Source organism: Gracilibacillus massiliensis, assembly GCF_001458115.1.
GTDB lineage: Bacteria > Bacillota > Bacilli > Bacillales > Amphibacillaceae > Gracilibacillus > Gracilibacillus massiliensis.
Map to the genome: position 1 here is coordinate 780,163 of NZ_CZRP01000012.1, position 25,355 is coordinate 805,517.

Annotated in this window: 23 protein-coding genes; all 23 read right to left on the reverse strand. The window is 35.7% G+C overall.

What is annotated here, in order from left to right; translation table 11 throughout:
• Window positions 1-21: 21 nt before the first annotated feature.
• The 23 genes from BN3107_RS11400 to rbfA all read right to left on the reverse strand — a co-directional run bounded on the left by BN3107_RS11400 (window position 22) and on the right by rbfA (window position 25,351).
• Window positions 22-1,269, reverse strand: a complete 1,248-nt coding sequence (locus BN3107_RS11400) for a competence/damage-inducible protein A (RefSeq protein WP_058307748.1) — start codon at window positions 1,267-1,269, stop codon at window positions 22-24.
• Entirely contained in the window at window positions 1,269-1,847 is a 579-nt protein-coding gene (pgsA, locus tag BN3107_RS11405; RefSeq protein ID WP_058307749.1) for a CDP-diacylglycerol--glycerol-3-phosphate 3-phosphatidyltransferase, read from the reverse strand. Before pgsA ends, BN3107_RS11400 begins: the two co-directional genes overlap by 1 nt.
• A 196-nt stretch (window positions 1,848-2,043) precedes the next feature.
• Window positions 2,044-2,937, reverse strand: coding sequence for a helix-turn-helix domain-containing protein (locus BN3107_RS11410; RefSeq protein WP_058307750.1), 894 nt, complete (start codon window positions 2,935-2,937; stop codon window positions 2,044-2,046).
• Window positions 2,938-3,216: 279 nt separating this feature from the next.
• Entirely contained in the window at window positions 3,217-3,474 is a 258-nt protein-coding gene (locus tag BN3107_RS11415) for a DUF3243 domain-containing protein (RefSeq protein WP_058307751.1), read from the reverse strand.
• Window positions 3,475-3,559: 85 nt separating this feature from the next.
• Window positions 3,560-4,279: an elongation factor P 5-aminopentanone reductase gene (gene ymfI / locus BN3107_RS11420; protein ID WP_058307752.1), complete on the reverse strand. Its 720-nt coding sequence runs from the start codon at window positions 4,277-4,279 to the stop codon at window positions 3,560-3,562.
• A gap of 9 nt (window positions 4,280-4,288) precedes the next feature.
• Window positions 4,289-5,572, reverse strand: a complete 1,284-nt coding sequence (gene yfmH / locus BN3107_RS11425) for an EF-P 5-aminopentanol modification-associated protein YfmH (protein WP_058307753.1) — start codon at window positions 5,570-5,572, stop codon at window positions 4,289-4,291.
• A complete protein-coding gene (gene yfmF / locus BN3107_RS11430) occupies window positions 5,562-6,848 on the reverse strand; it encodes an EF-P 5-aminopentanol modification-associated protein YfmF (protein WP_058307754.1) in 1,287 nt (428 codons plus the stop codon). The genes yfmH and yfmF overlap by 11 nt, the downstream gene beginning before the upstream one ends.
• A gap of 636 nt (window positions 6,849-7,484) precedes the next feature.
• Window positions 7,485-8,207, reverse strand: coding sequence for a GntR family transcriptional regulator (locus BN3107_RS11440; protein WP_058307756.1), 723 nt, complete (start codon window positions 8,205-8,207; stop codon window positions 7,485-7,487).
• A 142-nt stretch (window positions 8,208-8,349) separates the two neighbouring features.
• Complete coding sequence (locus tag BN3107_RS11445) at window positions 8,350-10,668, reverse strand: FtsK/SpoIIIE family DNA translocase (RefSeq protein WP_058307757.1); 2,319 nt, start codon at window positions 10,666-10,668, stop codon at window positions 8,350-8,352.
• A gap of 141 nt (window positions 10,669-10,809) precedes the next feature.
• The gene (locus tag BN3107_RS11450) at window positions 10,810-11,028 is read right to left on the reverse strand and encodes a YlzJ-like family protein (protein WP_231735296.1); all 219 of its coding nucleotides are present in this window, start codon (window positions 11,026-11,028) and stop codon (window positions 10,810-10,812) included.
• A complete protein-coding gene (locus tag BN3107_RS11455) occupies window positions 11,028-11,747 on the reverse strand; it encodes a ClpP family protease (protein WP_058307759.1) in 720 nt (239 codons plus the stop codon). Before BN3107_RS11455 ends, BN3107_RS11450 begins: the two co-directional genes overlap by 1 nt.
• A gap of 620 nt (window positions 11,748-12,367) precedes the next feature.
• Complete coding sequence (gene dapA / locus BN3107_RS11460; RefSeq protein WP_058307760.1) at window positions 12,368-13,243, reverse strand: 4-hydroxy-tetrahydrodipicolinate synthase; 876 nt, start codon at window positions 13,241-13,243, stop codon at window positions 12,368-12,370.
• 183 nt (window positions 13,244-13,426) lie between these two features.
• Entirely contained in the window at window positions 13,427-14,641 is a 1,215-nt protein-coding gene (gene dapG / locus BN3107_RS11465) for an aspartate kinase (protein ID WP_058307761.1), read from the reverse strand.
• A 13-nt stretch (window positions 14,642-14,654) separates the two neighbouring features.
• Window positions 14,655-15,707, reverse strand: coding sequence for an aspartate-semialdehyde dehydrogenase (locus tag BN3107_RS11470; protein WP_058307762.1), 1,053 nt, complete (start codon window positions 15,705-15,707; stop codon window positions 14,655-14,657).
• A 97-nt stretch (window positions 15,708-15,804) separates the two neighbouring features.
• Entirely contained in the window at window positions 15,805-16,395 is a 591-nt protein-coding gene (locus BN3107_RS11475; protein WP_058307763.1) for a dipicolinate synthase subunit B, read from the reverse strand.
• Between the two features lie 94 nt (window positions 16,396-16,489).
• A complete protein-coding gene (dpaA, locus tag BN3107_RS11480; RefSeq protein ID WP_058307764.1) occupies window positions 16,490-17,371 on the reverse strand; it encodes a dipicolinic acid synthetase subunit A in 882 nt (293 codons plus the stop codon).
• Window positions 17,372-18,021: 650 nt separating this feature from the next.
• Entirely contained in the window at window positions 18,022-18,261 is a 240-nt protein-coding gene (locus BN3107_RS11485; RefSeq protein WP_082631288.1) for a YlmC/YmxH family sporulation protein, read from the reverse strand.
• Between the two features lie 19 nt (window positions 18,262-18,280).
• Window positions 18,281-19,501, reverse strand: coding sequence for a M16 family metallopeptidase (locus tag BN3107_RS11490; RefSeq protein WP_058307766.1), 1,221 nt, complete (start codon window positions 19,499-19,501; stop codon window positions 18,281-18,283).
• Window positions 19,502-19,674: 173 nt separating this feature from the next.
• The gene (gene pnp, locus BN3107_RS11495) at window positions 19,675-21,786 is read right to left on the reverse strand and encodes a polyribonucleotide nucleotidyltransferase (protein WP_058307767.1); all 2,112 of its coding nucleotides are present in this window, start codon (window positions 21,784-21,786) and stop codon (window positions 19,675-19,677) included.
• Between the two features lie 223 nt (window positions 21,787-22,009).
• Complete coding sequence (rpsO, locus tag BN3107_RS11500) at window positions 22,010-22,279, reverse strand: 30S ribosomal protein S15 (protein ID WP_058307768.1); 270 nt, start codon at window positions 22,277-22,279, stop codon at window positions 22,010-22,012.
• Window positions 22,280-22,403: 124 nt separating this feature from the next.
• Window positions 22,404-23,348 carry a bifunctional riboflavin kinase/FAD synthetase gene (locus BN3107_RS11505; RefSeq protein WP_058307769.1) on the reverse strand — a complete coding sequence of 315 codons (945 nt, stop codon included), beginning with the start codon at window positions 23,346-23,348 and terminating at the stop codon, window positions 22,404-22,406.
• A gap of 11 nt (window positions 23,349-23,359) precedes the next feature.
• Complete coding sequence (truB, locus tag BN3107_RS11510) at window positions 23,360-24,271, reverse strand: tRNA pseudouridine(55) synthase TruB (RefSeq protein ID WP_058307770.1); 912 nt, start codon at window positions 24,269-24,271, stop codon at window positions 23,360-23,362.
• A gap of 726 nt (window positions 24,272-24,997) precedes the next feature.
• Window positions 24,998-25,351, reverse strand: coding sequence for a 30S ribosome-binding factor RbfA (gene rbfA / locus BN3107_RS11515; RefSeq protein ID WP_058307771.1), 354 nt, complete (start codon window positions 25,349-25,351; stop codon window positions 24,998-25,000).
• Between the last annotated feature and the right edge of the window lie 4 nt (window positions 25,352-25,355).

A 25,355-nucleotide genomic window follows, 5' to 3' on the forward strand; every position in this document is an offset into this window, starting at 1 on the left:
CCGAGCTTTAAATATTTTCTTTCATACTTTCAAATGATAATAAAACATTTCATATGCTTTTTTGACAGCTCTATTTCGAACCGCTTTACGATCACCATTAAACTGAAATTTCTCCGTGTAAAACGTATTATCTTTATCACAAATTGATATATATACTGTACCTACTGCTTGATTTTCGATTTTATCTGGACCTGCGACTCCTGTAAAGCTAATACCAATATCAGATTGATAGATTTTCTTTACTTGAGAAGACATTGCTTCTGCACATTCTTTACTTACGGTACCATGTTTGGATAGCAATTTGGAATCGATTTCTAGTGCAGTTTCTTTTGCATAAGGATGATAGACAACCGCAGCACCCTTAAAAAGTACAGACGAACCCTGATGGTCTACAATACTTGAAGCAAAGGCACCACCTGTCAGACTTTCAGCACTAGCAATCGTAAGTTTATTTTGTTTTAAAAGATCCAATACTTTTTGTTCAATATTTACTTCGTCGTAACCATAAAGATATTGACCAACTATTTTTGTAATTTTATGTTCTACAGTATCGATTAATTGTTCCGCTTCCGAAGTGTTTTTTGCTTTTGCTGTTAACCGTAAAGCAACTTCCCCTTCTGAAGCTAATGGAGCAATTGTTGGGTTTGTTTGATTCGAGATCAATTCTTTCAACTCATGTTCAAGCTGTGATTCACCAATTCCGATAAAACGCAACATCCGAGAACGAATTACCGTATCCAATTTAAATTTTTCCGAAAGAAATGGCATGACTTCTTCGGTCATAATCGCCTTCATCTCTCGTGGAACACCTGGCATAAAAACCCAAACCTTTTTATCATTCTCCACGATAATACCCGGAGCAATACCAACAGAATTTTTTAAAACGGTCGAACCTTCAAACACATGTGCTTGCCTGCGATTATTGGGTGTCATTTTACGATTATTTTTAGCGAAGAATTGTTCCATTTTTGTTAAGGTCGCTTGATCATAAATAATTGGTAAATCAGAAATATTTTGAAATGCTTCACGTGTTAAATCATCTTCTGTTGGACCAAGACCACCAGTAATAAAAATGACATCAGAGCGTTTTTCAGCTTCACTAAAAACTGATGTTAATCGGTGTTCGTTATCTCCCACTACCGTATGATAATAAACGGAAAGACCCTTATCTGCTAAACGCTGCGATATCCAAGCAGCATTTGTATTTACAATTTGACCTAGTAAAAGTTCTGTACCAACAGATATGATCTCTGTTTTTATATCTGACATTATTTAGAATCCCCCATCACATGCCAATTTTTTATAAAATATTCTATTCCTGACCATATGGTAATGATCAATGCCGCATATAATAAAATGACGTCGATAGGTAAACCCATTGCGGAAAAAGGGATATTATGTAATAACATCACAATAATTGCTAAAATTTGCAGTACTGTTTTTAATTTCCCCATTTGACCAGCCGCTAGCACAATACCTTCACCTGCTGCCACTAGTCGTAAGCCTGTCACAGCAAATTCGCGACTTATAATTAAAATAACAACCCAAGCTGGTGCCATTTCTAAAGCTACTAATAAAATAAAAGCTGCTGAAACTAATAACTTATCTGCCATTGGATCTAGAAATTTCCCAAGATTGGTTACTAATTTATATTTTCTTGCATAATAACCATCCAACCAATCCGTAGCAGAGGCAATAGCAAATATAATTACTGCTATTAGGTGTGAGATAGGAAGCGATTGATCTGCAATTGACAGTTGCCCCCAATCAAATGGATACGAAAGTAATAAAATAAAAATTGGGATTAACATGATACGTGAAATGGTTATTCTATTTGGAATATTCACTCCATACACTCCTTCTTTATCTAAATCATTTTTCTTTGATACGTGCTTATTCCCTATCACATGACTTGCAAACTTTTATTAGAAAATATGATCTCTCTTTAGCTATTTTGTGAATTCTATTTGTTTAACTTTTTTTGTTGAATATAGAAGCTAAAAACAAACCCTCTTTCTTTTAACAAAGAGGGTTTTTTTAGTTCTATTGTCTTTGAATGGTGATCCATGCGTCTTGAACCTGACTAGCTCCAATTTCATCGGAAAGTGTAAGTTCTTCATCATTTATAGATATACTAATACTTTCCGGAGCACCGAATCGTATATAAAGTTCGTCTACTTCTGAAATATCTATCTCTTCTGGACTTTTCTCTGTAGTCAGTGTTTCATAATATAATCGTTCTCCATTTTGATCTTCCATTGCTATCCAGTTTTGAGCTTCTGTACTTAAAGCAATAGACAATTCGTCTTCTGATGTAGTCACTGTATAATTAGATTCATTATTTTCGTAATTGTCTAGCGTTATTTCTGTTTTTGGTTCTTCTAATTCTTTCTCTTCCACTTCTTCCTCATCTGAATCCTCTTCTTCATCTTCCTCTTCTTCTGCTGGATTTTCCTGTTGAGATGGTGGTCGTTGTTGGACAGACTCACCAGCTGTAGTATCATTATCGTCCACAGGTGTTGGATCACCGTCGTTGTCATTTCCGAAATAACCTTGTCTAAATAACCAAACAAGTACTACAATACCAATGATTAACAATACTACAATAACACTAGGTAAAAATGAAAAAATAACCGGTGTATTTACTGTAGGTTTATTTTTCTTACTACTTTTCACACGGGATAAAGCAATATTTTCTTCCTTCTCAAAAGGTAAATCGTCTTTATATTCTTCCATTAATTCTTCAGCATTTAAACCTAAAACATTAGCATATTCTTTAATAAAAGCTCGAACATAAAAAGAACCCGGCATCACATTAAACCGTTCTTGTTCAATAGCATCCAAATACCTAGCTTGAATTTTAGTCATTTTTTGAACTTCTTCTAAAGACATATTTTTAAGTTCACGCTCTTGCTTTAATCGTTCTCCAATTCCCATAGTAACACCATCCATCAATCATTAATCTATAGTTTTAATCAAATGTTCATATTAATGCAATTTTGTTTCTATATTATATGACGTTTCATCATTGCTTTTTGTTTCATAAAAATAGCATATCTTCATCATATCTTAAAACAATACGAATGAAAAGTGATATTTTAATGGATAACATGAAAATTATGATAAATTTTTCTTTTAAAGATACATAATAACAATTTTAGCAAAATAAAAAAAAGAAATACCCTATAAAACGTAAAGTTCTATAGGGCATGAATACTATTTTGTACCTTCATTTTGGACCAGCTTAACCATTATATTAGCAATGGCATGCTGTTCTTTTTGATCTGCTGCATTCCATAAGTCTCGTAAGATCTGTTCTTGATCATTTTTCGCTTCCACTTCTGTTGATAAATAACCACCAATGTCATAGGCAAGTTCAGAAATTGCTTGGTTACTTATTCCGTTATTCTCTGCCTCATGTAATCGATCACCTAAAAAGTCTTTCCATGATTCAAAATTGTCAATAACAGACATGTTCATTCCTCCTTTATCAGCATACATTACTATCTTTCGATAAATCCTGAAAAATATGCATACTAACAAACAGAGAATTTCTCCATTACAACCAGGCACCATTCACTCGAATCACTTCTCCTTGTATATAAGCTGCACGGTCACTACACAGAAATTGGACAGCTCCCGCTACATCCATCGGAGTTCCAGCTCGTTGTAACGGTATGTCTTCAATAAGTTCAGCTTTTTCTTCTAGTGTTAATGCAGCGTTCATTTTAGTATCAATAAAGCCTGGACTTACTCCATTGACATATATATGACTTGGGCCAAGTTCTTTTGCTAATGACTTAATGTAAGCCTGTTGACCACCTTTTACAGAGGCATATGCCGCCTCACAACTTGCTCCAACTTCGCCCCAAATAGACGTTATAAATATCATTCGGCCGAAGTGCTGTTGAATCATATTTGGAATTAATTGCTGTGATATTTTCCACGGTGCTTTTAAATGAAGATGCAGCATCTCATCCATTGTTTGATCGTCCATATCTTGTAACAATCCATAATAGGTCATACCACTAGTATAAATAAAATGATTCAATTGAGATGGCAGCAGTTCAAGAAAATGATCCAGTCCAACCGGTGTTGCTAGGTTGGACTGGATAATATCAATAACTTGTTCTGAAGGGATTTTTTCAAGAATTTCATTGATAGCATGCTTATTTTGATGATAATGCAATACCAAAGAGTGCCCTTCATTAGCTAATTGTATTGCGATTGCTTTACCTATTTCTCCACTAGCCCCTGTAATTAATGTTCTTTTTTTCATGATCAACCTCTATTCGTTCGTGACAAAACACGTTGAAAGTTGTTGCTCACTAATCCACGTTTTCGTAAATGAGGTAATATCTTCATACGTCAATTGTTCTAGCCACTCCACACTTTCAAAGAAATCAATGCCTAATAGTTGATAGTGTGTATATTGATTTGCAATAAATTCAAGAGAATTCATCGCACGTAACAATTGACCAATTTTCTTCCGTTTGATACGTTCGAAGCTATCTTGATCGATTGGGGAAGATTTTAAGTTTAGTAATTCTTCTTTTATTAATTGAGCTAATTTCTCTGGATCTTTTGTATTGCCACCGATAATACTGAAACCAAAATTGCGTTCCAAATGTGACTCACAACTAAAAGACTGATCGATCAGTCCAGCTTCATACAACCTCTCATAAGCAACACCACTTCTTGAGAACAAATGATCTAATGCTATGTCCATCATCCATTCCTTTAGCATAAACACTTTTGGATCTTTAGGAATCTGGTTTTCCTTTACTCCTATTAGAGCTTTAGGAACAGAAACCGGCATATTAATGGTTAGTTCTTTCTCCGCTACATGATCAGGTTCATCCGGAAATTTTCTAGTAATTGGGTTTGGCTCTTCAAATTGTTTTTGTTCCTGATTTTCTTTAATAAAATCCATTGTTTCTTCTGGATCCACGTTACCTGCAATAAATAACACCATATTATTTGGATGATAAAAAGTATTGTAGCACGTATATAAATCATCTTTAGTAATTTCGTTAATCGACTCCACTGTTCCGGCAATATCAATTTGGACCGGATGGTGATGATATAAACTTTTAATCGTACCGAAAAATGCTCTCCAATCAGGCTGATCGTCATACATGCGAATTTCCTGTGCGATAATACCTTTTTCTTTTTCAACAGATTGCTCTGAGAAGTATGGATCTTGCACAAAATCTACAAGTGTTTTTAAGTTCTCCCTAATTTTTGAAGTTGCAGAAAATAAATAAGCTGTTTTAGTGAATGATGTAAAGGCATTCGCAGACGCTCCTGTTTTAGAGAAGTCTTGAAATACATCACGATCTTCTTTTTCGAATAGCTTATGTTCTAAGAAATGGGCAATACCGTCTGGTACTGTTTGAAAATCCTGCTGATTAAGTGGCACAAAACTTTGATCAATTGATCCGTAATTCGTTGTGAAAATAGCGAACGTTTTAGCCATTTCTTTTTTTGGCAGAATAAAAACACGTAATCCATTGGCAAGCGTGTCAGAATATATATTTTCTTCAATCTGTTGATAATGATTATGCTTCATTTTCTGCAACCTCCTTACTAGTCAAAAGGTAAACCGTGTCAAGTTGTATTTGATTGGCTACTTCAATCACTTGCTCTTTTGTTACATGTTTTACATTTTCTAATAAATCGTTTGGCGATAAGGTTGATTTAGCTAAAACGCTTTGATAATGAAGCTCAATCATTCCTTGTGGATTATCTAACGTTTCTCTTAATTGGTTAATGGTCATGTCTTTGGTTTCAGATAAATCATCATCCGTAAATTTACCCTGTCGCATCTGCTCCATTTGCTCTAAAATAATCTCTCTTGCTTTTTCATATTGGTCTGGACCAATTCCGCTAAATACAAACATTAAACCTTTATGACTTTCGATTCTTGACGCTGCATAATAGGCAAGACTATGTTTTTCTCTTACGTTCATAAATAATTTGGAACTAGGAAATCCTCCAAATAAACCGTTAAACACATGAAGAGCAGCATAAGCCGGATCGTCATAGTTAATATTTGTTCGATAACCAAAGTGTAATTTGGCCTGCTTTATGTCGTCCTCTTCGATAATAGTTTGTTCGGTCGGATCAATATCCTTCGTTTCTTTTTGAATAGCTGGTTGTCTTCTGTCACCATCAATCAGATTGGTAATTTTTTCTTCGACCGCTAAACCATCAATATCACCTAATACAAATACATCCAGATGATCATTCTTTAACATATCGGTGTAATACTGATACAAATCTACTGCCGTAATTTCATCTATATCCTCTTCGTAACCGTGCACTCGTAAACGATATGCTTCGTCTTTACACATTTCTTCAATCATTCGGTTGTTAGCAAAACTCATTTTATCTTCTTTTAGTGCTTCTATTTTATTTTGTAATGTTTGCTTTTCGCGAGCAACAATTGCTGAATCAAATGATTGATCTTCAACTTTTGGTTGATAAATCACTTCTCTTAAAAAGTCAATTCCATTATCTAATAAATCCTTAGCACCAGCGATATATTGTTCGTTCGGTAATTCAAGTCGAATGGTTAAAATATGATTTTCACCTTTTTTGCTGCTATCTATCGATAAAACCGTTCCATATAATTCATCCAGATGTTGTCTTAACTTTATCGCAGTTGGATAATTTTTGGTTCCTTGCTGCAAAATATAAGGTAACAGCGCTCTCTTGGTGACGTTCTCTCTTGTCAATGTTGTCGTGAATTTTAATGACAAATGAATGGTCTTAAATTTCTTTGTATGTATAAGGTGTACATCATAACCGTCTTGTTCAATAATTTTCTCTAATTTGTCTACCATCAACATTACTCCTTTGTACTTGAAATTAAGTATTCTTGTTATATTCTATCAAAAAACCCAAAATATTATGCTTCCCATCAAAAAAGACACTTACTCTTATCATTAGAATATAGTCCACAAAATACACAAACTGCGAAGTATTGAATACTTCATACTTAAAGAATAATGATGAGAGGATTACCACCGCTACGGAAAAATACTCCCTTTCCGGGGGAACGGCTTCAGCTAACTTTGGAAAGAAAACCACTTTCCAAAGTGGATCTTCAGCTCGCACTGTTCCCCCAGGAGTGTCGCATTTTTCCTCCGCTTTGAGTAGATTTCTGTTTAAGTACGATGAAATAAACTTTAATATCAATATTGTAACTGTTACTTTAGGTGTAGAACTCTTACTTAAGCGCAGTCCATTTACGTAGACTCTGGCGGGATCAGCGTCTTCCGAAGACCCCGCAGAAAAAGCGCTCTTTGCTTTTTTGAGGAGGCTGAGGTGACGCCCGCAGAAAGCGAAGTAAATGGACGGAGCTTTTACGTTCCACTCATCAAATTCTCAAATTAGGTAGTTAAAGGTACTTCGCAGTTTAGTTTTGTTGAGACTTTTTTGTTTTGAAAAAGACCTGGTAAGGTACCAGATCTTTTTGATTAAAATCTTTTTCGTAACACGTAGAAACTAAATACGTCTGCTCTGAAGAAATTTGCTGAATATAAGACTGGTTCGTTCTCTTTTGTGTAATGCATCTGTCGTAACAATAATAATGCTTGATCTGGTTCACAATTTAATATAGGTGAAATTCGTTCATGGTAACCAATGGGTTCAATATATGCAACCGCATAGTCTATTTCTTTTTTAGCATATGTTTTTAATGCCTGAAAAATAGATTCTTGACTATGAATCAGCTCTAATGGCATAACTCGATGATCTACACGATCAATACAGTATACTACAGGTTCACCATCCGCTGTTCTGACACGCTCTAATTGAGCGAACTGTTCAATTTCCAAGGGCTCAAACCGCCGCTTATCCTCGTCGGTTGGTTCTGTAATATCAGCTGATATGTATTGTACACCAGGTACCTTACCAGATTTTCTAATCATTTCGGTAACACTACCTAATTGTTCAATTCCTGAAGAAAGAATCGGTTTTGTGTGCACAAAAACTCCTACACCTGGGCGACGAATTAAAATATTTTCTTCTTCTAATATGGAAAAGGCATCCTTTATTTCTTTTCTTGTTACGTCGAGTTCTTTGGCTAATTCGTATTCCGTAGGTAATTTGTCTTTCTCTTTAAAATGCCCTTCTTCTATTAATTTTTTAATATATTGAACCACAGTGATAGTTGATCCATTATTTAAATTAGATAGCATAGTTTCCCCCAACCAATCTATATTCAAATGTAAGAATAGTATTACAATCAAATATAACACTTTTATATCTAATAATAAAGTGAGACTTCAAGCAAAGGGAGTTTTTAACTCTCTTTGCTTGTTAACACCGTCATATATATATTTAATTCGAGGAATTTGTTGCCATATCATCTGTTGTCTGACTTTGTAAGACAGTTCTTGGTTTAGAGCCTTCATATGGCCCCACTACACCGCGCGCTTCCATGGCATCTATTAATCGTGCAGCACGTGTATAACCGATCCGAAATCGGCGCTGCAGCATCGATACACTAGCACTTTGCATTTCCAGGATTAATTGAACGGCATCATCATATAAATCATCATCTACTTCCTGAACGACTTCTGTTTCTTCTTCTGGAATCATTTCTTCTTGATATTGTGCTTTTTGTTGTTCAATACAATGATCTACAACTCGTTCTACTTCATCATCAGATAGAAAAGCACCTTGGATTCGAACTGGTTTCGATAATCCTACTGGAATAAACAACATATCACCTCTACCCAATAATTTCTCAGCACCACCCGAATCTAATATCGTCCTTGAATCGGTTTGCGAAGAAACACTAAAGGCAATCCGAGACGGAATATTTGCTTTAATAACCCCTGTAATAACATCTACAGATGGACGTTGTGTAGCAATAATTAAATGAATACCTGCCGCACGAGCCATTTGCGCTAATCTTGTAATAGCATCTTCCACTTCGTTCGATGCTACCATCATTAAATCTGCTAATTCGTCTACAATTACCACAACATATGGTAATTGTGGTTGTTGATCTTCTGAATCATTGTTATGTCGTTTGATATATTCGTTATATCCTTCAATATTTCTAGTTCCAGTTTCCGAAAATAAATCATATCTTCTTTCCATTTCAGCAACTACTTTTTTTAACGCACGTGATGCTTTCTTTGGATCTGTCACTACTGGAGTTAATAAGTGCGGGATACCATTGTATACATTAAGCTCCACTTTTTTAGGATCTATCATCATCATTTTGACTTCATGAGGTTTGGCACGCATTAGAATACTGGTAATAATGCCGTTAATACAGACACTTTTACCACTTCCGGTTGCCCCTGCTACTAATAGGTGGGGCATTTTGTTCAGTTCAGATATGACAGATTCACCTGAAATGTCTTTACCCAGCGCAAAAGATAACTTGTTCTGCACTTGATTTTTTTTCGTTTCTAATACTTCTCTTAATGTAACCATCGCTGTTTCTTCATTTGGCACTTCTATACCAACAGCAGACTTACCGGGAATAGGTGCTTCAATTCGTATATCTTTTGCAGCTAATGCTAGTGCTAAATCGTCATGTAAATTAACGATTTTACTTACTTTAACACCAGCTTCTGGATATACTTCATACTTCGTCACAGACGGACCGACATGAACCTTGGTTACACGAGCTTTAACTCCAAAGCTTTGGAAGGTCTTTTCTAATTTTCGAACGACTCGCTGAATATGCGACTTTTCTTGTTGTTTACCATGATTTTTAGGTAACTCTAAAATACTCATTTGTGGCAATTTGTAATCTTGATTCTCAAATTCTGTAGTTGGCAATTGATCCGTTTCGGTAGTTTCCCAATTTTGACCAGCATCTTCAGCGGTACTGCTATTCTCTGTTTCCGTTTCTGTTCTTTCCATCGGTTGATCATCTATTGGTTCGATCACTTCCAGTTCTTGATTAGCATAAGCAATTGCAGGTAAATCTTCCTCTTCATTACTACTGGTTTCTTCCACCAATAAATCACTCTCAGCTTTGTTGTTTTTCTGCGTGAGTCGATTGTCTTTCCGATCTACCATACGTTGTTTGCTCGCTTTCATCAATTCTTGTATTTTATGAAACAACTTTGAAAGCAAATCTCCCATTGATAGATTACTAAAAATAATAGCCCCAATTACGAGAAGAAAGAAAACAAAAATCTTTGCCCCGTTTTCAGAGAATAAAAAATTACTAATCGCAAATAATAGAGCAGCATACATTCCACCACCGAGATAGGCAGAAGTTCGAATTTCTTGTAAATACTCTACATAAAAGGTATAGCTTTGTCCGATAATAGATGGATACTGATCAGATGAAGAATAAGCTAATTCAAAAGTTCGGATATGTGTCCATAATAGCACTCCCGAAAAAATAAGAAGTGTAGCGATCCATTTTCTCGTTTTCAGTACGGGCAATTTCCTTTTTATCATCATATAAATACCAATAAACAAAAGAAGTAGAGATACTAGAAAGTACCAAGAACCGAAGAAAAAACGAAAAACATTTTCTAACAATGAAGATACAGCTCCATCACTGATCATTGTCGCACCACTACCGAATATAGCTAAAAAAATGAATAGTAACCCAAATAACTCCATTTTTATATTAGATTTTAATGATTGTTTTTTTCGTCTTGTTTTTTTCTTTTTAGCCATGAAGGACACTCCTCAAATACTTTAAACTATATAATGATTGATTATATGTATGAAATACCCTTGCCAATTGTTAGCAAGGGCGTCATCATCTGTTATTTCTACATGCTATTATAGCATAGTTTAGCGAATAGAACGAACATTCTATTGAGCAGATCTTTGATTTGATAGGATAGTACCAGGAATAAAATCGTTTAATAGAAAATCATTTGGATCTGTAGATAATAATTGAACTAACCGGATATCACCATTTTGCATTCGTTCAATACAACATTGTTTATTCTGGTACGTGATAACTTCATATCGCTGGTATTCATCACCAAAACCGTTTATATCTTGATAACTTAATGGTGTATATAGCATTATTGGATCAGCTCCTGTGAGTCTTTTTGTGCTTCGATTAGTTCGTTCAATTTAGCCATTGCACCACTTATACCGCCCTCTTCATTGATCAAACCGTATTCAACAGCATCTTTACCCACCACATTTGTACCAATATCCCTAGTTAGATTTCCTTTCTCAAACATGAGCTCTTTAAATTTTTCTTCTTTGATATCAGAGTGTGCTGTAACAAACTGAATCACCCGTTCTTGCATTTTATCAATGTATTCAAAAGTCTGTGGTACACCTATTACTAGTCCTGTTAAACGTATTGGATGAATAGTCATAGTGGCAGAGGGGGCAATAAAAGAGTAATCAGTTGATACTGCGATTGGTACACCAATGGAATGGCCACCACCTAATACAACAGATACAGACGGTTTTGATAACGAAGCAATCATTTCTGATAAGGCTAGTCCTGCTTCTACATCGCCTCCTACTGTATTTAAGATTACTACTAATCCTTCTATTTTAGGATTTTGTTCAATCGCTACTATTTGAGGAATAAGATGTTCATATTTTGTTGTTTTATTTTGTGGTGGTAATTGAACATGACCTTCTACTTGGCCAATTATTGACAAAACGTGAATATTTGAATCTGGTGCATTAGGTATTGTGGATTGACCGAGTTGTTGTATTTTTTCTACGATCGATGATGAATGAGATTCTTTTTCCTTTGTTTCTTGTTTCTGTTGGTTCATGGCCTACACCCCTTTACGCAATATTATTACCTAGTATGAACTACCACAGAAAATTCATACCGAACCACGTAAAAATAACCAATTCATTAAGATAAATTTTCAGAATAAAAACATAAGACACAAACTGCGAACTAGTGACAATTTTGACTGCTTGATGAGTGCTAGCAAAAGTTCCGTCTATTTACTTCGCTTTCTGCGGGCACGTCGGTCTGCTTCCTCAGAAAAGCAAAGAACAATTTTCCTGCGGGATCTTCAGCTCGCGCTGTTCCCGCTGGAGTCTTCGTAAATAGACTACGCTTTAGTAAAGTTCTACAAATAAAGTAACGACAAGAATATTGATGTCACTGCATATTTCATCGTTTTTAAACAGAAATCTAATCAAAGCGGAGGAAAAATGCGACACTCCTGGGGGAACAGCACGAGCTGAAGATCCACTTTGGAAAGTGGTCTTCTTTTCAAAGTTAGCTGAAGCCGTGCCCCCGGAAAGGGAGTGTTTTTCCGTAGCGTTGGATTAGCACTCATTTCAATACTTTTGCCAATAATCCTATGTCAATTACTTTGCTGTTTAGTTAAACTCTGCTTTTTGACAAAATAAAAAGTGACTACGGTTATGTAGTCACTTATTGAAAGGGTTCGATTACTCTGAATAGGTTTTGTTCTTCGAAAGGTGATAATGGTACTAGTGGTAATCGTACGGACCCTACTTCGATTTGTTGATATTTTAATGCAGATTTAACTGGCGAAGGAGATGGTGCCATAAATAATGCACGCATGACTGGTAATAGTTTACGATGCATTTGTCCAGCTTCTCTAACTTTGCCCTGTTCAAATAAAGCAATCATTTCTCTCATTTCTTTTCCAATAATATGGGAAGCAACCGAAACTACTCCAGATCCACCGATAGAATGGATAGGTAATGTTAAAGAATCATCCCCACTATATACTGTGAACCCATCTTCTACTTGTTCTAATATCGAAGCAATACCATCCAAATCACCTGTAGAATCTTTTACAGAAACTATATTTTCAATCTGTGAAAGAGCAACAACTGTCTCGACATTTAGACGCACTACTGCTCTAGATGGAATATTATATAACATAATAGGGAGCTTTGTTTGATCTGCAATTGCAGCAAAATGTTGATACAAACCTTCCTGATTAGGCTTATTATAATACGGTGTCACGATCAACGCTGCATCAATGCCAATTTGTTCAGCCTCTTTTGTCAATTCAATGGAGGCCTGTGTGTCATTATTTCCAGTACCAGCGATAATGGGAACTCTACCATCTACTACTTTTACTACATGTTCAAACAATTGCATCTTCTCTTCGTGACTCAATGTCGGAGACTCACCAGTAGTCCCTGCCACAACAAGACCCTCCGAGCCTGTTGCCAACAAGTGTTCTACTAATTCGGTAGTAATATTTAAATCCATTTGGTTATTATCATCAAAAGGTGTTACCATAGCTGTTAAAAGTCTTCCAAAATCCATAATGTCACCATCTCCTTTCCAATCTCCTTCACCTTATTATAAAACGGTAAACATTTTTTTATATATTCACTAAAATTATTGTTTCAATTTTTGCATATTAATGGCTTATTATATAGAAAAATGGCGAACATAATTATGCCATGAATAATCAAATTCATCAATAGGAAAAAGAAAAATAATTTAAAATTATTTTTCTAATTGAAAAGCAACGTGCAGTGCATTTAGTGCAGTTTCTAAATTCTTATTTTGGATTAGTACCCAAATGGTACGATGACTATCAGCAGATTGCAAAATTGGAATCTGTTTATTTGTCAATGTTTGAACAATTTTCGACGTTACACCAGGTAATCCTGACATTCCTGCACCCACTAACGAAATTTTAGCACAATCTTCCGTATAAGTTGGATTAACTTTTAAATCGTTTAACACTTTCTTTGCTAGAGTTTCATCTCTTTCAAAAATCGTATATACAACACCATTTGGTGAAATATTGATAAAGTCCACTGAAATCCCAGCTTCAGCCATCGCTTTAAACACTAAGACATGTAATTGTTGTGGTTTTTTTACTTCTTGAATCCGGATTTGTGTAATATGATTTACATAGGCAATACCTGTTACAAGTTTATCATGAATTCTTTCTGAATAATCTGTTTCTGGTATATTTGTTATCAATGTCCCTTTATCTTTTAAAATCGTTGATCGCACTCGTATTGGAATATTTGCTTGCATTGCAATTTCGACAGCTCTTGGATGAATCACTTTGGCACCTTGATAGGCTAAATTGCAGATCTCTGTATAGGATATTGCTTCTAGTTTCTTAGCATTTGATACTACTCTAGGATCAGCTGTCATGATTCCATTTACATCCGTAAAAATATCAACAAACTCAGCTTGTAATGCAGCTGCTAATGCTGTGGCAGAGGTATCACTACCACCCCTGCCAATTGTTGTCACTTCATTGTTTTCTGTTTTCCCTTGAAAACCTGCTACTATAACGACTTGATGCTTTGTTAATAAATGATAAATATGTTGCGTATCAATTGTTTTTATCTGAGCATTAGAGAAATTATTTGTTGTAATAATTCCAGCTTCTCCTCCACTAATAGCAACAGAATCTATTTGGTGTTCTAATAAATCATGCGAAAATACGGTTGCAGATATCGTTTCGCCACAAGCTAAGAGTAAATCTTTTTCTCTATTACTTATTTTGGATTGATTTCCATTAATCAATGATAATAAGGAATCTGTTGCATATGGATCTGGATAACGCCCCATTGCAGAAACCACTGCGACAACTTTATAGTCATCTGCTAAAGCATCCTTAATATGGCTTATGGCATGTTGTCTTGATGCTTTACTTTTTACAGAAGTGCCACCAAATTTTTGAACCAGAATCCGCATGACTCCACCTCATTTATTTTTGTAACCAATTATTTTTAATTAATGATTCAGCAATTTGAACAGAATTCCATGCAGCACCTTTTAATAAATTATCGGATACTACCCATAAATGGAATCCTTTTTGATTATCTAAGTCTTTACGAATACGGCCTACAAATACATCACATTTCCCAGCGGAAGAAAGTGGTGTAGGATATACTTGGTTTTCTGGATCATCTTCTAATACAATACCTTCTGCATTGCTAATTGCTGTTTTTAATTGGTCTACTGTAACTCCTTCTTTATCGACTTCCACATATACACTTTCTGCATGAGAAGTAAAGAATGGTAACCTTACACAAGTTGCGGCTACGTGAACTGTGTCATCATGCATAATTTTTTTCGTTTCGTTGATCATTTTCATTTCTTCAAAAGTGTAGCCATTATCTTGAAATACATCAATTTGTGGTAAGGCATTAAACGCGATCGGATAATGATGTTTCTCACCTGATACAGGTAATAATTCAGCTTCTAAATCTTCACCTTCTAAAAATGCTTTTGATTGAGTACGCAATTCATCCAGCGCTTCATTCCCTGCACCAGAGACAGCTTGATACGTAGAGACAATTACTCTAGACATACCAAATTGATCTTGAATTGGTTTCAATGCTGCTACCATCTGAATGGTAGAGCAATTAGGATTTGCAATAATTCCGTTATGTGTTTTTATATCTTCTTCATTTACTTCAGGTACTACTAATGGAACTTCTGGATCCATACGATACGCGCTTGTATTGTCGACTACTACAGCACCGCGTTTTACTGCCTCTGGAGCAAATTTCTTGGAAACAGATCCTCCAGCTGAAAATAAGGCAATATCGATACCCTCAAAGCTCTCAGGTGTCGTTTCTTGGACAGTATATGTTTTGCCTTGGAACTCTAGCTCTTTACCAGCTGAGCGTTTTGATGATAAAAGATGTAGTTCATTAATAGGAAAGTTCTTTTTGTCTAATGTTTCTAGCATTTTTGCTCCTACTGCACCAGTAGCACCTACTACTGCTACATTATATCGTTGTGTTGTTGTCATGTTATTTGTCCCCTTCCATTTGATTCAATGAGTATTTATTATATTATCTTTTTTATCATAACATATTAATGGCCATTCTTTAATTATTTCATCATATTTAGCGATTTCTTTCAATGATTACCGGTTGTATTTGTTTAAATTCTAAAGCTTCTTTGACGGTCTCTGGAATAAGGGTCATATCAGATACTAAAGAGTTTGGTTTTTTGTACGGATCGTCTTGACCATATGGTACAAAATATATCAACTTTGTTGCCATTAAACGCATTAAATTAACCCCATTTAAACCTAAAGCATCATTTGTTGAGACACCAATAACTACTGGATTTCCATTCCGTATCGTAGCTTTCGTAGCCATTAAAACCGGTCCATCTGTAATTGCATTTGCTAATCGACTCATCGAATTACCTGTCAATGGTGCTAAGACCATAACATCTAATGGTTCTATTGGACCCAATGGTTCTGCGTCGACTATCGTCGATATCGGTTCTCGACCTGTGATTTCTTTCACTTGATCCATATGGTCTTTTGCTTTACCAAACTTGCTATCGGTTTCTTTAAAAGTATGTGAAACAACTGGGACCAACTCTGCACCTAATTCAATTAATTTCTTCATTTGCGGAAAGACAGCCGCATACGTACAATGAGAGCCAGTAAGTCCAAAACCAATTTTTTTACCTTTGAGTTCCACAGAATCCCTCCTAAGCATTTCATGCCTTACCATACGTTTCAGGTTAAGCATTGGGCTAGTTATATGCCCAGTATATGCCTAAGTTGTTTAGGTGTTACTGTGCGTTCAAAAGTATAGTGGCAATACGATCAGCTAAAATTTCACCTGCTGTTTTTGGTGCCACCATTCCAGGGAGACCTAGTGCATGAATCGCTTGAATCCCTCTTTTTTCGGCAAAATCAAAATTAATACCACCAGGTTTTGAGGCTAAATCGATGATGATCGCCTGACTATTCATTTTCTCTAATAAAGATTTGTCTACCACACGTGCTGGTATCGTATTGATTAAAATTTGACACTTATCAATAGCATGTTCAATTTGATCAAGAGAATATCCTTTCCAGCCTCTCTCGTAAATTCGAGCTAAGTCTGATTCACTATCGGAGACAACAGAGATATTGGCACCTAGACCGGCAAAACTATGTGCAGTTGTTTCTCCAACCCTTCCGTATCCAAAAACAAAAACATGAGCATGATGTATTGTAATATCTGTATGTTGAATAGCGAGCATAATAGCTCCTTCAGCTGTTGGTATCGAATTATATATCGCTACATCATTTCTTTCCATTAGCTTAACCAAAGATACATTACTTGATGAAACAAATTCATTTAACGTATCATTAGATATCCCAGTAAACACAAGACATCTTTTCGGCAAAGATTGAAACCACTTTTTCGTTAATTGTATCGGCTGATTGGAAAACATGGTTTCTACGTAGCCTTGATTATCTATACCGGTAATCGGTAAGATAACCGCATCAAGTTCAGATGTTTCCAAATTATCTATAGTTGATTGCATGACGCCTGTATAGCTTTGCTCAACCTGTTCAAAGCCTAATATTTGAATTCGGAAATCACTCATTTTATTAAGTGCATGTATTAGGGGTAAATAACGAGCGTCTCCCCCAATAATGGCAATATTTTTCTTTTTCTGCATCTTTTCACCTCACAAAAATCAAATACATTTTATTTATCTAAGCTATCTTATGTAAGCAGGGAACAGAAGTGAAGAGGCAAATATCACGGTTCGTCTTCACTTCCAAAAAAAGAAAAACCAGGCAAACAAGCCCGGCTCCATTAAACATATTAGACACAAACTGCGAACTTGTAGCGATTTTGAGAGTATGATGAGGGTTAAGCAAAAGCTCCGTCCATTTACTTCGCTTTCCGCGGGCGCCACCTCAGCCTCCTCGGCAGAAAATCACTGCCTGCGGGGTCTTCGGAAGACGCTGTTCCCGCCGGAGTCTACGTAAATGGACTACGCTTTAGTAATATTCTACAAATAAAGTAACTGCTAGACTATTGATTTCATTTCATATTTCATTGTACTTGAACAGACATCTGCACAAAGCGGAGGAAAAATGCGACACTCCTGGGGGAACAGCACGAGCTGAAGATCCACTTGGTAAAGTGGTTTTCTTTGCCAAGTTAGCTTCAGCCGTGCCCCCGGAAAGGGAGTGTTTTTCCGTAGCGCTGGATTAGCATTCAACAAAATACTTTTGCCAATAATTCAACGACAGTTACTTCGCAGTTTAGTTTTTATACGAACGATAAATAGTAAAATAAAAGCTTTAAAATTGCTGGCTTTTAGATTTGATCGGTTTCGACGATGATCATATCATCGCCTACTTTCTTTATTTGCTTCCATTCGATTCGAGAATAGGTTTCGGACTTTCTTAAACCGAACATACTATACTGGGGAATTGTAAATGAAAGAATTTGACCTGTTTTTTCATCAATTTCTAGATCCGTTTGTCCTAGTACTCCTAATCTCGAACCTGTTGTTAAATCAATCAATTCTTTACTACTCAAATCATTAAAACGCAAGAGTAACACCTCCATTTTCTTAGTTAGGGGCAATAATGGCTGATGCTGATTTATCCGTATTTAATAACTCTAAAACACTATTTATATCATTTGGAGTTACCTTATCTATTTTTTGCATAATATCATCTAGTGAAGGATGTTCATGTAAAAGCAACTCATTTCTAGCGTTACGGCTCATTTTACTATTGGTACTTTCAAGACTTAACATATATAAACCTTTTAATTGTTCTTTGCTGTTCTCCCACTCTTTTTCCGTAAATCCTTCAGAATGCAATTGTTGTACAATTTTATCTATTTTTTCACGAACTGACGCTAATTGATGTTTCGATGTACCAGCATAAATGGTTAATATTCCACTATCTAAAAACGAACTATGGTAGGAGAAAATAGAATAAGCCATACCGTCTTTCTCTCTAACTTCTTGAAATAAACGAGAACTCATACTACCACCTAAGACATTATTAACCATCATCATTGGATAAATCTGATCATCTTCAATACCCACTCCCTCAAACCCTAAACAAATATGAGCTTGTTCCGTTTCTTTGGTTTGTGAGACGTGATTTGAATAAAATATAGGCTTTTCAGCTTCATTCTTCGACGGATGACTACTATGAGTATTGATGGATAGAAAATGTTCTACTGTCTTAATAAAGTCGTCTTGCACATTACCTGCAATGGAAACAACTATGTTTGAAGGGATATAGTGTTCTTTTTGATATTTTAGTAAATCTTCTTGTTTCAATTGAGCAACAGTTGTTTTCGAACCCAAAATTGGCCTTGCTAAAGTATTTGATTTATATGCTGCTTCCGCTAATAAATCATGAATAATATCGTCAGGTGTATCTTCTGTCATATTAATTTCTTCTAACACAACATTTTTCTCTCGTTCCATTTCTATTGGGTCAAAGGTGGAATGTAGTAACATATCAGAAAGTATTTCTATTGCAAGTTCTTTATGGGAATCAAGCACTTTGGCATAATAGCAGGTATATTCTTTCGAAGTGAACGCATTAATCTCTCCTCCAATACCGTCAAAAGCTTCCGCTATTTCTTGAGGAGAGCGATTTTTGGTTCCTTTAAATAACATATGCTCGATAAAATGAGATATGCCGTTTTGCTCTGCTGTTTCGTCCCGCGATCCGGTTTTTATCCATATTCCAATCGTTACCGAGCGCACTGTATTGATTTCTTCTAATACGATTCGCATTCCATTTTGACATTCTTTACGATGTAACAAAAAACAGTCCTCCTAGTATATAACTTCTTTTTTAAAAAAACTTCTTACTGCACCGCAGAATTTCTTATACTTTGAACATTCAACATTTTACCTTCGTCGAACTATTTCATTTCTAAAATTTTATGCTTTCTTAACGTATAAAAAAGAAACTGGGTATCCAGCTTCTTTTTGAATTACTTATTTTCTTTTTCTTTCTGGTCAAGAAGTACAGCTTTTCGAGAAAGATTTACTCTTCCCTGGCGATCAATTTCTTTTACTTTAACCATAATTTGATCACCAATTGAAACAACATCTTCTACCTTGTTAGTTCTTTCTTCCGCAAGTTCAGAAATGTGAACAAGTCCATCTTTTCCTTTGAAAAGTTCAACAAAAGCACCAAATTTTTCAATTCGTTTGACTGTACCAAGATACATTTGGCCTGGTTCAACTTCACGAACAATTTCTTCAATTAATTTTTGTGCTTTTTTATTCATTTCACTATCTATAGAAGAAATAAAGACATGTCCATCTTGCTCAATGTCAATTTTAACGCCTGTTTCTTCGATGATTTGGTTGATTTGTTTACCACTTGGTCCAATCACATCACGAATTTTATCAGGTTTAATATCCATTGTTAAAATTTTAGGAGCATAATTTGAAAGCTCTACTTTCGGTTCTTTTATCGTTTCTAACATGTGTGAAAGAATATGCATTCTTCCCTTTTTCGCTTGTAATAAGGCTTCTTCTAAGATTTCACGTGATAAACCTTCAATTTTTATATCCATTTGAAGGGCAGTAACACCATTTTCAGTACCTGCTACTTTAAAGTCCATATCCCCTAAGAAATCTTCCATACCTTGAATATCACTTAGAATCGAATAATCTTCACCTGATTTGACAAGACCCATTGCAATACCCGCTACCGGTGCTTTAATTGGAACACCTGCATCCATCATTGCTAACGTACTTGCACAAATACTAGCTTGTGAGGTAGAACCGTTTGATTCTAATACTTCTGAAACGAGTCGAATCGTGTAAGGGAATTCCTTCTCGTCTGGCACTACTTTTTCTAATGCACGCTCTCCTAATGCCCCATGTCCGATTTCACGACGTCCAGGTCCTCTTATTGGTCCTGTTTCCCCAACACTAAAGGATGGGAAGTTATAGTGGTGCATAAAACGTTTTGATTCTTCTGCATCCAGTCCATCTAAAATTTGCACATCGCCGAGAGCACCTAAGGTACAAATACTTAAAGCTTGTGTTTGTCCACGAGTAAATAATCCTGAACCATGTGTACGTGGTAAAACACCGATACGAGATGAGAGTGGTCTGATTTCATCAATTTTTCTTCCATCTGGACGAACTTTCTCTTTCGTAATCAGACGACGCACTTCTTCTTTAACAATCTTATCTAAAACATTTGCTACTTGTTTAAGCTTGTCCTCATCTGCTTCTGCTTCTTCATATTTCGCGATTACATCTTTTTTAACCTGATTGATCGCTTCTTCACGAGCACTTTTTTCAAAGACTTGAATTGCTTTTACTAAGTCTTCTTTTGCTACGTTTTCCACTTCCGTAACAACAGCTTGATCTAATTCAAATAATTTAATGTCCATTTTTTCTACTTGAACCGCTTGAATAATTTCTTCTTGAAATTCAATTAAGCGTATAATTTCTTCGTGACCAAACATAATAGCTTCTAACATAATTTCTTCTGGAACTTCGTTCGCTCCTGCTTCCACCATGTTAATTGCGTCTTTTGTTCCTGCCACTGTTAAATCAATATCACTTTTTTCACGTTCTTCTAATGTTGGATTCACTACAAATTTGCCATCTACTCTACCCACGACTACACCAGCAATTGGTCCACCGAATGGAATATCAGAAACACTTAGTGCAATAGAAGATCCAATCATTGCTGCAATTTCTGAAGGTAAATTTTGATCGACACTCATTACCGTACTTATAACCTGAACTTCGTTACGAAAGCCATCAGGGAACAATGGGCGAATAGGACGGTCAATTAATCTAGAAGTCAATACCGCTTTTTCACTTGGTCTACCTTCTCTTTTAATAAAACCACCAGGAATTTTACCTACCGCATATAATCGTTCTTCATAATTAACGGTTAGTGGAAAGAACGGTAAGTCTTTTGGTTCTTTTGACGCTGTTGCAGTTGCTAATACTGCAGTGTCACCATAATGCACCATACATGCACCATTTGCCTGTTTTGCCAATTCACCGATTTCAACACGGAAAGGTTGGCCGGCAATTTCTGTTGAAAATACTTTTTTTTCTTCTACCATTATAGTACTCCTCTCAAAACAACTGTGCTTGTCCATCACTATTCCTTATTTTAGCACGTTGTTTCCTCATATGTAACTAGTTCCATTTATTTAAATACAATTTTAGATAATATTAGTATTTTCTAATTTGCATGGAATTAATCAATTTAACACGTTTTTATTGCTGAATTATTCGGATTTTTACATACAGAAAAAGCGGGATCTCTCCCGCTTTTAAAGTAGTTTATCGACGTAAACCTAATTTTTGAATTAACGTACGGTAACGTGCAACGTCATTGTTACGTAAATAGTTCAATAAGTTACGACGTTTACCAACCATTTTCAACAGACCACGACGTGAATGGTGATCTTTTTTATGAATACGTAAGTGGTTATTCAAATTATTGATTTCCTCTGTAAGGACAGCAATTTGAACTTCTGGCGAACCAGTATCGTTCTCATGTGTTTTGTATTCACCAATGATTTCATTTTTACGCTCTTGAGTGATAGCCATCCTGTTCACCTCCTAAAATATCGTGAAACACCAATCCCCTAGCAATCGACGGAGAAATCAAATTGCCAAGTAGATGGTTCCCACATAAAAGATTACAACTTTTCGAGTTGAAATGCAAGTAGTATTAATCATTTATTGAAAAAAATTGTCGTGATTTCACTTCATCTTCTGTTAATTTGTCAATAAGTTCCTCTACCCCTGAAAATTTTTCTTCATCCCGGATATATTTTCTCCAATAGACCATTACTTTCTCACCATAAATATTTTCATCAAAATTAAAAATGTGTACTTCTAATTTCGTGTTTTCTCGATCATCTGAAAACGTTGGGTTATATCCTAGATTAGCCATACCATAATATACACTAGTACCAACCAAAATCTCCACAGCGTAAACACCGATCCGTGGTAAGTAATAGTAGTCTTCAATTTTGATATTTGCAGTAGGATAACCAATTGTTCGCCCACGCTTGTCGCCGTGGATAACCTCGCCTGTTAATGAGTATGGCCTTCCAAGTAAACGTTCAGCTTCTTCAATTTCACCTTGTCCTAAAGCTTTTCTAATTCTAGTCGAACTTATTTTTTCGTTGTTCAAATCTAAACGACCTACAGTAGTCACTTCTGTTTCATCATTAATTAAATCATGAATATTATCCATATTTCCTGAACCTTTATGACCAAAAGTAAAATCAAAGCCGGCCACTATATGAGTAATATGGATAGCTTCAATAAAATGCTCGATAAATGCTTTTGGTGATAGATTAGCTAGTTGTTTATCAAAACGAATTATATAAAGGTAATCTACTCCCAATGATTCAATCTGTTTAATTTTTTCTTCAATTGGCGTAATATACCGAACTGTATCTTGTTTGTTTTGTAAAACGACAGATGGATGTGGATCAAAGGTAATTACTGCTGATTTTTTTTCAGTCTTTTTAGCGATTCTAATGGCTCGTTCAATAACGGCTTGATGTCCCAAGTGGACCCCATCAAAAAAACCAATCGCAGCAGCTGTATTAAGTTGTTTTTCTTTGGTTAAATGGTGCGGATACACAAGTGAGTGTACTTCCATCTGTAAGTCACCTACTTTCTGTCATCAAATCTAAATACACGGGCTGGCTTTATTTCTTGTCTATTATCATGCATTTGATAAATCGCAATAACTTGTTTTTGAAAAAGAATCCGAAAGAATTTTGTTTTAGGTATTGGATTAGGTAACGGTAGCTTTTGCCCATAAGAAACTTTGCGCATCGTTTCATTGTCAACATCTAAGCTATCTAAATGTGGTAATCCCTGATCAATGTCTAAAAGTGGTATCGATTGCTCTCTATCTATTATATCTTGCAACTGATTAAGTGTAATTGTATCATTTTCGTAAAAATCTCCAGTTGCTGTTCGAACTAATGCCGACATATGCGCAGGATACCCTAATGCTTTACCAATATCTAAGCATAACGTGCGAATATATGTCCCTTTTGAACACGAAACATCAAAATCAATTCGTTGTGTCTTATTTACTTTATCATATGTAGTCGATAAAAAACGAATATTGTGTATCTGAATTTGTCGAAAAGGTCTTGTTACCGGTTCATTTGCACGCGCATATTCATAAAGCTTTTTTCCATTTACTTTTACAGCTGAATATAGAGGGACTTGTTGAGTAGTCTCTCCTTCAAAACTCTTTAGTTCTTTTTTTATTTCTTCAGGTGAAAAAGCTGACTGTATTGGTGTTTCTTCCTTTTTTATGCCTGTTTGATCTTCTGTATCGGTAGAATACCCTAATAAAGCAGTTGCTCGATATGTTTTAGAAGTATCGGTAAGAAATGGAACGATTTTAGTCGCTTCACCAATACAAAGTGGTAAAACACCTTCAACTTCTGGATCTAACGTGCCAGTGTGACCTACCTTTTTTGTCTGAAGCATTTTCCTCACCTTAAAGACACAATCATGTGACGTCATCCCTTTTTCTTTCCATAATGGTAATATCCCATCCATCGAACATCCTCCTTCCACCAATCATTACATATTAAATAAACCACAAACTTTTTTCATTATTCCCCCTCAGAAGAACCAAAACATGCGATTTTAAAAACCTTCAAACACGAATATTTCATTACTCAATATAAGGACAATCTGCACTAAATTATGAGACAATTTTGACAGAAACTATGTGGCTTAACAACCGCTTCGGCTTGCCCACTTCGCTTTCCGGGGGGCATGCTCTTCAGCTAACTTTGAAAAGAAAAACACTTTTCAAAGTGGATCTTCAGATCATGCTAATCCCCCAGGAGTCGAAGTGGACGCCTACGCTAAGTATAGTTCTACAATGAATGCAAGAGTTGATATAATGATTTTTTCTCTTCATTTAAATGAAATACTATTAGAAAATTCAAAATGATAAATCTCACAATCGTTGTAGCATCTATTCATAGCGAAGGTGTCCGCTTCCACTCCTGCGGGATGTTTTTATCCGAAGATCCACTTTGGTAAGTGATCTTTGCTTACCAAAGTTAGCTGAGGAGAAAAACCCGCGGAAAGGGAAGTGGACAGCCGTAGCGGTTTTTAACCAGTTAAATCAATTTCAAAATAACCACATCAGCTATTGTGTACAATGCTCTTTATATGCATGAAAATCCAAACGACATATCGATGTCTAAATCGAATAATCGTTTGGATTTTTAGTCACTACAAAATATATCTGTTCCAGCCTCTTATCCATACTTATTTCTCATTTGTGTCATTTAGATCTCTCAAAATATGCTCAATACGATTTCCTCGTTCAATTGTTTCATCAAAATCAAACATTAATTCCGGTGTTTTTCTTAAACGGATTCGTTTTCCAATCTCAGAACGAATAAATCCTTTTGCTTTAGCCAGACCAATTAATGTCTCTTGTCTTTTATTTTCATCACCTAGAACGGAAATAAATACTTTTGCTTGTTGTAGATCTCCCGTTACCTCTACATCCGTGATCGTAACAAAACCAACCCTTGGATCCTTGATTTTACGAGAAATAATATCACCAAGCTCTTTTTTCATTTGTTCGGCGACTCGATTAGAGCGTAATTCACTCATCTAT